Source organism: Mannheimia kashgarensis (assembly GCF_041807705.1).
Classification (GTDB): domain Bacteria; phylum Pseudomonadota; class Gammaproteobacteria; order Enterobacterales; family Pasteurellaceae; genus Mannheimia.
The window spans coordinates 1-12522 of the sequence record NZ_JBGTYY010000001.1; the positions used below are offsets into that span (position 1 = coordinate 1).

General features: G+C 39.7%; 10 protein-coding genes. 5 read left to right on the top strand and 5 right to left on the bottom strand.

Annotated elements, in window-relative coordinates; all coding sequences use genetic code 11:
* Nucleotides 1–168: 168 nt before the first annotated feature.
* Nucleotides 169–2136 (bottom strand): exodeoxyribonuclease V subunit alpha, encoded by a 1968-nt coding sequence (gene recD / locus ACERCF_RS00005; RefSeq protein ID WP_373624177.1) that lies wholly within the window; start codon nucleotides 2134–2136, stop codon nucleotides 169–171.
* A 115-nt stretch (nucleotides 2137–2251) separates the two neighbouring features.
* Here recD and alr point away from each other — a divergent pair, with 115 nt between their 5' ends.
* Nucleotides 2252–3376, top strand: a complete 1125-nt coding sequence (gene alr, locus ACERCF_RS00010; protein WP_373624178.1) for an alanine racemase — start codon at nucleotides 2252–2254, stop codon at nucleotides 3374–3376.
* Between the two features lie 78 nt (nucleotides 3377–3454).
* Here alr and sodA read toward each other — a convergent pair whose 3' ends face one another.
* Nucleotides 3455–4096, bottom strand: a complete 642-nt coding sequence (gene sodA / locus ACERCF_RS00015) for a superoxide dismutase [Mn] (RefSeq protein WP_373624179.1) — start codon at nucleotides 4094–4096, stop codon at nucleotides 3455–3457.
* Nucleotides 4097–4492: 396 nt separating this feature from the next.
* Here sodA and thrA point away from each other — a divergent pair, with 396 nt between their 5' ends.
* The 4 genes from thrA (at nucleotide 4493) to rho (ending at nucleotide 10462) form a co-directional block, all read left to right on the top strand.
* Complete coding sequence (gene thrA / locus ACERCF_RS00020; protein WP_373624180.1) at nucleotides 4493–6949, top strand: bifunctional aspartate kinase/homoserine dehydrogenase I; 2457 nt, start codon at nucleotides 4493–4495, stop codon at nucleotides 6947–6949.
* Nucleotides 6949–7896: a homoserine kinase gene (thrB, locus tag ACERCF_RS00025; protein WP_373624181.1), complete on the top strand. Its 948-nt coding sequence runs from the start codon at nucleotides 6949–6951 to the stop codon at nucleotides 7894–7896. The genes thrA and thrB overlap by 1 nt, the downstream gene beginning before the upstream one ends.
* A gap of 175 nt (nucleotides 7897–8071) precedes the next feature.
* Nucleotides 8072–9019: a cysteine synthase A gene (cysK, locus tag ACERCF_RS00030; RefSeq protein ID WP_373624182.1), complete on the top strand. Its 948-nt coding sequence runs from the start codon at nucleotides 8072–8074 to the stop codon at nucleotides 9017–9019.
* A gap of 180 nt (nucleotides 9020–9199) precedes the next feature.
* A complete protein-coding gene (rho, locus tag ACERCF_RS00035) occupies nucleotides 9200–10462 on the top strand; it encodes a transcription termination factor Rho (RefSeq protein WP_373610486.1) in 1263 nt (420 codons plus the stop codon).
* 47 nt (nucleotides 10463–10509) lie between these two features.
* On the opposite strand, the gene napF is transcribed toward rho, so the two are convergent.
* Genes napF through ACERCF_RS00050 form a run of 3 tightly spaced genes read right to left on the bottom strand, consistent with a single transcriptional unit; the run spans nucleotide 10510 to nucleotide 12522 of the window.
* Nucleotides 10510–11028, bottom strand: a complete 519-nt coding sequence (napF, locus tag ACERCF_RS00040; RefSeq protein WP_373624183.1) for a ferredoxin-type protein NapF — start codon at nucleotides 11026–11028, stop codon at nucleotides 10510–10512.
* Between the two features lie 5 nt (nucleotides 11029–11033).
* The gene (dmsD, locus tag ACERCF_RS00045) at nucleotides 11034–11633 is read right to left on the bottom strand and encodes a Tat proofreading chaperone DmsD (RefSeq protein ID WP_373624184.1); all 600 of its coding nucleotides are present in this window, start codon (nucleotides 11631–11633) and stop codon (nucleotides 11034–11036) included.
* Between the two features lie 52 nt (nucleotides 11634–11685).
* A complete protein-coding gene (locus tag ACERCF_RS00050; RefSeq protein WP_373610483.1) occupies nucleotides 11686–12522 on the bottom strand; it encodes a DmsC/YnfH family molybdoenzyme membrane anchor subunit in 837 nt (278 codons plus the stop codon).

A 12522-nucleotide genomic window follows, 5' to 3' on the forward strand; every position in this document is an offset into this window, starting at 1 on the left:
GAACAAAAAAGAACGACGCACTGAACTTAAAACCTAACCGTTCACAACAGCGCGTCGTTGTGTGGGGTGCATTATAGAGAAATCTGAAATGAACGCAAGTGTTTTTTGTAAAAAATTTTAAAAAATTAACCGCTTGTTGAAATTTAATTCAATTTGTTTATTCCTTTATCAACTATCGCTAATTAATTGCTCTTTCAATCCACTTTGTCTTTCTGTTTTCGCTCCTACCCCATATTTCCATACTTTCTCGCTACCAAATAGGGTGAATTTATCTTTCGCTCGGGTAATTGCTGTGTAAATTAGCTCTTTCGTTAAAACAGGCGAAATCGCAAGTGGCAGAACTAAAACCGTATGCTCAAATTCCGATCCTTGCGATTTATGCACCGTCATAATATAAGCTGCTTCGTAATTTGAAATTCGGCTTAGTGGCAAACTATGATATTGCCCACCTGCTTGTTGAGAATCGAAATAAACCCTCATTTCGCCATTTTCATCCGGCAAAATAATCCCAATATCGCCGCTTGCGACTTTGTTCGTTGGCATATTTTCAGCTATAAGAATAGGCTTACCAATGTAGCGATCTCGACTATGGTTAAATTTCACTAAGCCAGCTTTACGTAAACCCTCTGCAATCGCCACATTTAATTTTTCAACACCCAATTCACTCACACGCAATGCCGAAAGAAAACGCAACTTTTGGAATTGTGCAAAAATCTCTTTTACACTCACAACTTGCGGATTTTCTTCTCTTTTCTGTACCGCTTGTAAGTAATCTTGGTAAAGCTCTACGGCTTTATCTACTACCATTTGCACACTTTTTTCTATCCAATTTGATTTGTCCGCCATATCCTTCGTTTCAGGATATAGTTTATTCTCTAATTTTCTACTCTCTTGATATTTAGCAAATATTTCCCAAGAGCGGTTGATTTTTTGATCATTAACCGCATTCGCTAACTCGCCGATCCACGCTTTTTCGCCGAAACGGTAACTATGTTTCAAGTGAGCCAGCGAATCACAAATTGCTAGTGCATTGCCTGCCTCTATTTGATAGCCTGTCACTTCTTTTAAATAATCGCAATGAGCTTGGCTATAACCGTACTCTAAAAATGAGCCTAGCTCGCCCATAATAGAACCAGCCTCAACAGATGCAAGCTGATCTTTATCCCCCAATATAATTAAGCGAGCGGTTGGCTTCAATGCTTGTACAATTTTTTCCATCATTGAGAGATCAATCATTGAAGCTTCATCTAGCACCACTAAATCATAATGCAGCGGATTTTTCGCATTATATTTTGTTTCATCGGTTAAAGGTCTTGCCCCAAGTAAACGGTGGATTGTCATCGCTTCTGTTGGGATTGCTTTGATTAGTTCAGAAGATAAATTTTTTTCATCAGATAACTTACTCTCAATCGACTCTTTCATTCTCGCTGCGGCTTTCCCTGTTGGTGCAGCTAAGGCAATTTGTAAAAAAGGTTGATGTTGTTCTTTCTGTTTAAGTTGAAGCCCGAGTAATAACTTCACAACGGTAGTCGTTTTACCTGTTCCCGGCCCGCCAGAAATAAGGCTAAATTGTTTTTCCAGTGCGGTAGCAACGGCGATTTTTTGCCAATCAATTTCTTGCTGGGAGTTTGAAGTTTTACTAAATAGCTGAGCAAGAATGCTTTTATTTAGCTCTGTATTGGTAAATTTTTCTGAAAAGTTTACCGCTTGTTGTAAATAAGCCGCAATATTATGCTCTGCTTGCCAGTAGCGATAAAAATAAAGCAAGCCGTTTTGGAACAGCATTGGGGCAATTTTTTCAGACGATTGGCTAAAAGCAATGTGATCTTTCAACGCTTCTTGCCATTCAAGCGGTGAGATTTTGCCAATTTTTTGCAAAATAGCTTCAAGTAAATGGTGGCATTGTGCTTTTGCTCTCAGCTCAAACAGATTGGAAAGCTCTAACGAACTTAAGCGTAACGCAGTATGCCCCAACCCAACTTGGTAGGACATCAACGCAGCAAGCAACACCGCCAGATCTTTTTGTAGCTGAGAGTAATCATATTGGCTTTGCTTGCTCTCAATAAGAACCGCAAATTGGTAGTTTAAGTCAGAGATTACTTTATCTTTTTTCAGTTCAAATAATAAATTTAGCATATAAAATTTCTCGCATTAGTTCACTCATACTAATCTTTTTTGCATTATTTTCTAAGGGATTTTTCATTTTCAGCGTATAATTTCACACAATTTTTATTTTAATCTGAGATGAAGTATGAAACCAGCAACCGCCACTATCAATAGCCAAGCCCTCCGCCATAATATTCAGCTGATTAAATCATTCGCACCCAATCAAAAATTATTGGCAATGATCAAAGCGAATGCCTATGGGCAAGGTTTGTTGCCTGCAGCTGGCACTTTGGCTGATATGGTTGATGGCTTTGGCGTAGCTCGTTTGCGTGAAGCCTTAGAAATTCAAGAGACAGGCTATACAGGAAAGATTGTGTTAGTTGAAGGCTTTTTTGACCGAGAAGAACTGCTTAAAACGCTCTCTCGCAAATTCGATACCGTTATTCATAACATCGAGCAACTGGAATTATTAGAAGAAGCCGCACAAGAATGGAATGCTGAACAGCAAAAAGGCTTTTGGACGCGTAAGACAAAAATCTACTTCCCTATTAATATTTGGCTCAAAATTGACACAGGTATGCACCGTTTAGGTATTCACCCAGAGCAAGTTGATATGTTTGTTGAGCGTTTAAAAAAATGCTCTTTGGTAAACTCTATTAGCTTTGTGAGTCACTTTAGCCGAGCTGATGAGCTAGATTGCGGCTATACCGAAAAGCAAATTGCCGTGTTTGAGCAAGCCACCGAAAAATATCAAGCACACGACCGCAGTATTTCAGCCTCAAGCGGTATTCTTTATTGGAAACAGGCTCATTATGATTGGGTTCGCCCGGGTATTATTATGCACGGCATTTCTCCCCATTATACGCCGATTACCGATTTAGGTTTTAAGCCGGTAATGACGCTCTCCTCTTCCCTGATTGCTGTGCGTACCCATAAAGCCGGTGAGCCTGTAGGCTATGGTGGAGCTTGGATTAGTCCTAAAGATACCAAACTCGGCGTGATTGCAATGGGCTACGGCGATGGCTACCCTCGCAATGCTCCTGAAAGTACCCCTGTGTTGATTAACGGCAGAATAGTGCCGATTGTTGGTCGGGTTTCGATGGATATGCTAACAGTCGATTTAGGTGCAGAAAGCCAAGATAAAGTGGGCGATAAAGCCATTTTTTGGGGAGAGAAATTACTGATTGAAGATGTGGCGAAACACATTGGTGTGATTAGCTATGAGCTGATTACTAAACTCACGCCAAGAGTGATTTTTGAGTATAAATAACCAAAACAACAAGCGGCCATAATTTGCAAATTTTTTACAAAATATAACCGCTTGTATTTTATGGTTTTAAATTACTCACTATTTTGCACAGCCGCAAGTTGCTACTTTTTCTTCAAAACGGCGAGTAGCTTCCTCCCAGTTTACTACGTTCCAGAACGCTTTAATGAAATCCGGACGGCGGTTTTGGTAGTTTAAGTAGTAAGCGTGTTCCCACACGTCTAACCCTAAAATCGGGTAGCCTGAAACGCCAGCTACTTCTTTGCCCATTAATGGGTTGTCTTGGTTTGCAGTTGAAACAACAGCTAATTTGCCGTCTGCCACCACTAACCACGCCCAGCCTGAACCGAAACGCGTTGTTGCTGCTTTTTCAAATTCTGCTTGGAATGCTTCAACCGAACCGAAATCACGTTCAATCGCTTCTTTTAATGCACCTTGTAATGTTGTGCCTGTTTTTAAACCTTTCCAGAATAAAGTGTGGTTTACGTGTCCGCCCACGTTGTTGCGTACTGCTGTGCGTTTATCTTCAGGCACTTGGCTTAAATCTTTAATTAACTCAGCAGGACATTTTTCTAATAACTCTGGGTGAGCTTCCAATGCAGCATTTGCATTATTGATATAGGTTTGGTGATGTTTAGAATGGTGAATTTCCATTGTTTTTGCATCAAACTGTGGCTCTAATGCATCATAAGCATAGCCCAATTCAGGTAATGTGTATGACATAGTTAATTCCTTTTTCAAATAATAAATAGGTTAATCAGAGTTAAACTCCGCTTTCATTTTATCAAGAATTACACAGAAAAGCATATTTTTTTGATCTAGAACAATATTATGTAGTAATTGTTAAAACCAATGAAAAATTTTTAGAAAAGTAACAGAAAATACTGTTAATCCCATTGACAAAGGAATTATTTTCACGCATTCTTCAGTCATTATTTCCTCTCTTAACGAGATATAGCCGATGAATCACTTTTCTGCAATGACTACGATTATTACCACCATTATGTCGCCAACATAATGCGGGTTTTTATTGGCTACAAAAAGAAAGAATAAACTGAAAACCCGCTACAAGCGGGTTTTTTTATAGAAAAATTTACAAATACATTATCAGGAGTAACTATGCGAGTTCTTAAATTTGGTGGCACATCGCTTGCCAACCCGGAACGCTTTATGCAAGCGGCAGATATCATCGGGAAAGCCCATTTGGCTGACCAAGCAGCAGGTGTGTTATCTGCTCCAGCTAAAATTACCAACCACCTTGTCGCCATTGTTGATAAAGCGATTGCTGGCGAATCTTTTGAATATAATCTTGCTGAAGCCACTGAAATTTTCCACAACATCATTAATGGCTTATACGAAGCAAACAATAATTTCGCTAAAGATGAATTATTAGCTTTAGTTGAGGCTGAATTAACCCAAATTCAGCAAGTGGCAGCAGAAGCCGCTCAAACTAAATCGTTATCAGACAAAATCGCTGCAACCATTCATTGCAGAGGCGAAAAACTTTCTATTGCAATGATGCAAGCGTGGTTTGAAGCAAAAGGCTACACCGTTACTCGCATTGACCCTGTTGAAAAATTATTAGCACATGGTAGCTATTTAGAATCTTCTGTCGATATTGCAGAATCAACTAAACGTGTTGATGCACCTTCAATTCCAAAGCAAAACGTAGTGCTAATGGCAGGTTTTACCGCGGGTAACGAGCAAGGCGAATTAGTGTTATTAGGACGTAACGGTTCAGACTACTCTGCAGCTTGCTTAGCGGCTTGTTTAAAAGCGGACGTATGTGAAATTTGGACGGACGTGGACGGTGTTTACACTTGCGACCCTCGCTTAGTACCTGATGCTGTTTGTTTAGAATCAATGAGCTACCAAGAGGCAATGGAGCTTTCTTACTTTGGGGCAAAAGTAATCCACCCTCGCACAATCGGGCCGTTAGTGCCGCTGAATATCCCGTGCTTAATTAAAAACACAGGCAATCCTGAAGGCAAAGGCACATTAATTGATGGCAATGTAGCGAACGACAACCTAAAAGTCAAAGGCATTACTAACCTTGATAACGTGGCGATGTTTAACGTTTCAGGTGCAGGAATGCAAGGTATGGTGGGAATGGCTGCTCGTGTGTTCTCAACCATGTCGAAAGCAGGTATTTCGGTTATTTTAATCACCCAATCTTCATCAGAATACAGTATTAGTTTCTGTGTACCAGCTAAATCAGCAGACAAGGCATTAGCTGCACTGAATGCGGAATTTACTCAAGAATTAGCAGATAATTTACTCGATCCGATCGATATTATTAAAGATTTATCGATTGTCTCTGTAGTAGGCGATGGTATGCGTACCGCTAAAGGTATTGCGGCATGTTTCTTCTCTGCTCTGGCTCAAGCAAATATTAGTATTGTAGCAATTGCACAAGGCTCATCAGAGCGTTCAATTTCTGCGGTTGTGCCATTAAATAAAGCGATTGAAGCGGTAAAAGCAACCCACAAATCACTTTTTAACAGCAAACGTGTTGTCGATATGTTTTTAGTGGGCGTGGGCGGCGTTGGTAGCGAGTTAATTGAGCAGGTCAAACAGCAAAAGGAATTTTTGGCAAAGAAGGACATTGAGATCCGAATTTGTGCCTTAGCCAATTCGGATAAAATGTTACTAAACGAAAATGGCTTAGATTTAGAGAACTGGAAAGAAGATTTAGAAAAAGCAATCCAACCGTCTGATTTTGATGTATTGCTTTCATTTATCAAATTCCACCACGTTGTAAACCCTGTGTTTGTTGATTGTACTTCGGCTCAATCGGTAGCGAACCTTTACGCTCGTGCGTTAAAAGAGGGTTTCCACGTAGTAACACCAAATAAAAAAGCGAATACATCAGGCTATGACTACTACTTAGAAATGCGTGAAAATGCTCGCCAAAGCCAGCACAAATTCCTGTATGAAACCAATGTAGGTGCAGGTTTACCTGTTATCGAAAACTTACAAAACTTATTAGCTGCTGGCGATGAAGTCGAGAAATTTGAAGGTATTCTATCTGGCTCACTTTCGTTTATTTTCGGTAAATTAGAAGAAGGCTTAACGCTTTCTCAAGCTACATTGCTTGCCAAAGAGAAAGGCTTTACCGAGCCAGATCCACGTGATGATTTATCAGGTGCAGACGTTGCTCGTAAGTTATTGATTTTAGCCCGTGAAACAGGTTTACCGCTTGAATTTGATGATATTGAAATTGAAGGCGTGTTACCAAAAGGTTTCTCGGAAGGTATGACTCGTGATGAGTTCTTAGAAATCCTACCTTCATTAGACGAAGAATTTAACAAACGTGTTGAAGCAGCAAAAGCAGAAGGTAAAGTGTTACGCTATGTTGGATCTATCACAGGCGATAAATGCCGAGTGGCAATTGAAGCCGTTGATGAAAACCACCCACTTTATAAAGTGAAAGATGGTGAAAATGCCCTTGCATTCTTAACTCGCTACTATAATCCAATTCCACTTTTATTGCGTGGATATGGTGCAGGGAATAGCGTAACCGCCGCAGGTATCTTCGCCGATATTCTGCGTACTTTACCGGGAGGCGCAAACTAATGGCTTTACGTATTTATGCTCCAGCTTCAAGTGCAAATATTAGTGTGGGTTTTGACTCATTAGGAGCTGCCATCTCCCCGATTGACGGCTCTTTACTTGGCGATGTCGTTCAAATTGAAGACTGCGTTCAACCGTTTGAACTAGAAAGTGCCGGTTATTTTGTGCGTAAATTGCCAAAAGAACCACAAAAAAATATCGTTTATCAAGCCTATGTACTATTTAGCGAACGTTTTAAATTGCGTGGTGGCAACATTAAAAATTTACGCTTAACGCTTGAAAAAAATATGCCGATTGGTTCAGGGCTCGGCTCAAGTGCTTGTTCGATTGTCGCTGCATTAGTCGCACTCAATAAATTCCACGATGAGCCGTTCTCAAAAATGGAATTGTTGGAAATGATGGGCGAGTTAGAAGGCAGAATTTCTGGCTCAATCCATTATGATAACGTAGCCCCTTGCTATTTAGGCGGTTTGCAATTAATGACACAATCACTCGGCAATATTTGCCAACCGTTGCCGTTCTTTGATGAATGGTATTGGGTGCTTGCCTATCCGGGTGTGGAAGTCTCCACTGCGGAAGCTCGTGCGATTCTACCAAAAAGCTACACCCGCCAAGATATGATTCAACAAGCTCGCTACTTAGGCTCTTTCGTACACGCTTGCCATACACATCAAGACGTATTAGCCGCCACGATGATGAAAGACTTAATCGCAGAGCCTTATCGTGAAGATTTACTGCCAAACTTCCCAGCAGTTCGCCAAGGCTGTAAAGATTTAGGGGCATTAGCGGTGGGCATTTCAGGTTCAGGCCCAACTATGTTTGCCATTGCACCTGATTTAGAACACACCCAACGTTTAGTGAATTATCTTGAGAAAGAATATCTACAAAACAACGAGGGTTTTATCCACATTTGTAAAGTAGATAATCAAGGGGCAAGAGAGCTGAAATAACCCATTACAAGCGGTCTGATTTTGTGAATTTTTTGCAAACAGACCGTTTTTTCTTGCCTTTAAACACTCCATATATTCCTTTTAGTTATATCAAATAAATTCCAGCTACTAGCAAAGTGCAAAAAAATGAGTATGATAATTTCAAATCTTAACTAACCAAGTAAGGAATATCACAATGACAATTTATGCAGACAATTCATATTCTATCGGTAACACGCCACTTGTTCGTTTAAAAAACTTCGGTAATGGAAATATCGTGGTGAAAGTGGAAGGCCGTAACCCAAGTTTCAGCGTTAAATGCCGTATTGGTGCAAATATGGTGTGGCAAGCAGAGAAAGACGGTATTCTCACTAAAGATAAAGAAATCGTTGATGCAACCAGTGGTAACACAGGTATTGCCCTTGCGTATGTTGCAGCGGCTCGTGGCTATAAATTAACCTTAACAATGCCTGAAACAATGAGTACCGAGCGTAAACGTTTATTACGCGGTTTAGGCGTAAATTTAGTGCTAACCGAAGGTGCAAAAGGTATGAAAGGGGCGATTGCAAAAGCAGAAGAGATCGCAGCCTCTGATCCAAACCATTATGTAACTTTAAAACAGTTTGAAAACCCTGCAAACCCAGCTATCCACCAGCAAACAACAGGCCCTGAAATTTGGGAAGCAACTGAAGGTAAGATTGATGTATTAGTAGCAGGTGTTGGTACAGGCGGTACTATTACAGGTGTTTCTCGTGCTATCAAACAAGATAAAGGTAAACAAATTATTTCTGTGGCGGTTGAGCCGGCAGAATCACCAGTCATTACCCAAACCTTAAACGGCGAAGAAGTAAAACCGGGCCCACACAAAATTCAAGGTATTGGTGCAGGCTTTATTCCGAAAAACTTAGATTTATCATTAGTAGAGCGTGTTGAGCAAGTTTCAAGCGAAGAAGCGATTGCAACGGCTCGTCGATTAATGGCAGAAGAAGGGATTTTAGGTGGCATCTCATCAGGTGCAGCGGTAGCAGCAGCAGACCGTATTGCTAAATTACCTGAATTTGCTGATAAGTTAATTGTGGTTGTTCTACCATCAGCTTCAGAACGTTATTTAAGTACTCTTTTATTTGAAGGTATCGAAGCGTAATTCAAACCCAAACGAAATGCCGACTTTATGTCGGCATTTGTCTTACTACAAGCGGTTATCTTTTATAAAAAATTTGCAATTTTTCTCTTATTGCTGTATTCTTCGCCACATCTTTTATGGCTTATCCATATCTAATCAAATAACCCAATCTTATTTAATCACAAGTTTAATATTCATACTATGCATCTTACTCAACTTAAAAATACCCCTGTTTCAGAATTAGTTGAAATGGGCGAAAACCAGATGGGCTTAGAAAATCTAGCTCGTTTACGCAAACAAGATATTGTTTTTGCTATCCTTAAACAACACGCTAAAAGTGGCGAAGACATTTTCGGTCAAGGCGTGTTAGAAATTTTACCCGACGGCTTTGGTTTCTTACGTTCAGCTGATAGCTCATACTTAGCAGGTCCTGATGACATTTATGTTTCACCGAGTCAAATCCGCCGTTTTAACTTACAAACCGGTGATAAAGTAGAAGGTAAAATCCGCCCGCCAAAAGAAGGTGAACGCTATTTTGCCCTACTGAAAGTCGATTCAGTTAATGATGACAAACCGGAAGCCTCTCGCAGCAAAATTCTCTTTGAAAACTTAACTCCTCTGCACGCCAATTCCCGCTTAAAAATGGAGCGTGGTAATGGCTCAAAAGAAGATTTAACCGCTCGAATTTTAGATTTAGCTGCACCTATTGGTAAAGGTCAGCGTGCGTTGATCGTTGCACCACCAAAAGCAGGTAAAACCGTTCTTCTGCAAAATATTGCACAAAGCATAACCTCTAACCATCCAGAATGTGAATTAATTGTTTTATTAATTGATGAGCGCCCTGAAGAGGTTACTGAAATGCAACGTACCGTGCGTGGTGAAGTAATTGCCTCAACCTTTGATGAGCCAGCAACCCGCCACGTTCAAGTTGCGGAAATGGTAATTGAAAAAGCAAAACGTTCTGTTGAACATAAAAAAGACGTGGTTATTTTATTAGACTCTATCACACGTCTTGCTCGTGCTTACAACACCGTTACCCCTGTTTCAGGTAAAATTTTATCGGGTGGTGTGGACGCTAACGCATTACACCGTCCAAAACGCTTCTTCGGTGCAGCTCGTAACGTGGAAGAAGGCGGTAGCTTAACCATTATCGCAACCGCACTTGTGGATACCGGCTCAAAAATGGACGAAGTTATCTTTGAAGAGTTCAAAGGTACGGGTAATATGGAGCTACACCTCTCTCGCCGTATTGCAGAACGCCGTATCTTCCCTGCGATTGACTTCAACCGCTCAGGTACTCGTAAAGATGACTTATTAATGGCAGCAGATGAGCTACAAAAAACTTGGATGTTACGCAAAGTGCTTAATCCAATGGACGAAGTGGACGCTATCGAATGGTTAATTGATAAACTAATGATGGCAAAAACCAACGAAGAGTTTTTTGAGATAATGAAACGTTCGTAGAGTATAAAAAATCAGCACCATTTAGGTGCTGATTTCTTTTTGAAAGATTAAACTAGTTGAATAGCTGATAAAAAGCAACTTATCTTACATTCTCCACAACCATTACATAGTTCATTATTCACCATCAAATTGCTAGAAATAGCTTGCTGAGAACATTGATCTTGGCACATAGTACAAAGCTGATTTTGCTTAACTAAGCACTCATTAGAGACACTTGGGCGAAGCCCAGTATCTCGTTTGAAGGCAATATTTAAAGCATTAGTAGAGCAACTTTCGGCACATTTTCCGCATAAACTGCAGCTCATATAATCTAGCTCTAAAACCGCTTTTTTTTGCTGAATTTGAATTAAATTATGTGGGCAAGCCTGAGTGCAATCTCCACAGCCAGTACAAGCAACTAGAAATAGATGTTCCTCCGCAGCAAAAGGCGGACGATGAGCTAAACGAGCATTATATTCTTTCTGCCCTTTATCTACAGAGTTAAATAACGTGCGGAACAATCTACGCCTTGAAATCTGTTTATGGCTTAAATATGCCTCATAATACTGTTCATTTCTAGCTTGCATATTCATTACCGATAGAGTTGAGATTGGATAACTTCTATGTTCGCCTGTTCTTGCCAAGAGTGTAGTGTATCTTTAGCAAGTAATGCCAGCCCTTGATAAAAAGGATAATCTTGCTGTTCACTTAATAAATCTAAATAGCGATAAGCCCAATTTAATAAATAGCTACCTAAATATTCAGCTAACAGTTCTGGTTTATTTTCAGCTAAATAGGCAGATAGCATTAACATCAATCCAAAATGATCTTCAGGTTCATTCGTTCCTAATGAAAAGCTAATCTGGTGCTTTTGCAAAAATGCCCTTAAATTTAATAGCGATTCACCAAAAATGACAGATTCTTCATCTAAATAAACAGAACTCCAAGGTGGTGCAGCTAGTTCATTTGGACCAATAAACAATGCTTGATAATCTCTAGAGATGTCTTGTTTCAGCCCATTAGTAATCAAGGCAGGTATTTCTGAATGCTGAATTGGCCATTGTTGTGCCCACTCTGACTCAGAAAATAGATATAATACAGCCTGAGCCTGTAGCTCATTTGGCGAATAATAAAATAGTGTTCCTAATAATCTTCCACTTAAGGAAATCCATTCTAATAATACTTTATCCATACCACCTCGAATATAAAAAATTCTCAAAGGGCGAATAATTCGCCCTTTATTTTTATCCTGCCACAGCCATTCCAACGGTCATATGTAAGCCATAAAACACGGTTCTGCCAATCATTTCAGCAAATAGCATCATTATGACAGCTATTCCTAAAAGCATTGTATTTTTACCCTTAAATAATAAAATACCTGCTAAACCTAATAGACATAATCGAACTGCGTGCATAATCGCATAATCTGGCACTAAAGCTGTTGCTTGCATAGCTGAACTGTGGATTTGACTTAAACTAAAGCCTTGATAAATCACCACTATAGCTGCTAAAAATACGGCAATAAAATAAATCCAAGAACAGTAGCAAAGAGGATATTCTCGATAAGGATTACTTTTTAATAGTGCATATCCTAACGCATTACCACCAATAACAACCGTTAAGTAAAATTGCCACGAGGTAAATACCGTATTCCACGTTGGCACAGTATTGATATGATAGAGGTTATTCATCATATACATAAAAAGTAAGCCAATACAAGCGGTCAAAATTAGCCAAATTTTTGCAATTCCTCTTGGTATCTTACCTAAAATTGCCAATATCCAATACAAACCTGCTAGAATAAAGAAGGCTGCTCCGCTTGCAATTTCATTGCTAAGCATTGATTGTCCAACACGGTTTAAGCTATTAAATGCTTTTAGTGGCGAACCTAAATGCATAACTGATGCAATAAATCCAATCGCTAATAAAACTAAGGGAATAAACAGCATTTTATGCAAATAAGAGCGACTTTGCTCTGAATTATCACGACACAGAACAAAACTAAATAATAGCCAACAACCCACTACCACTTGAGCAAGAACGGTGAAAATAATTAAAGGTAATTCGTGTAGTCCGTTCAT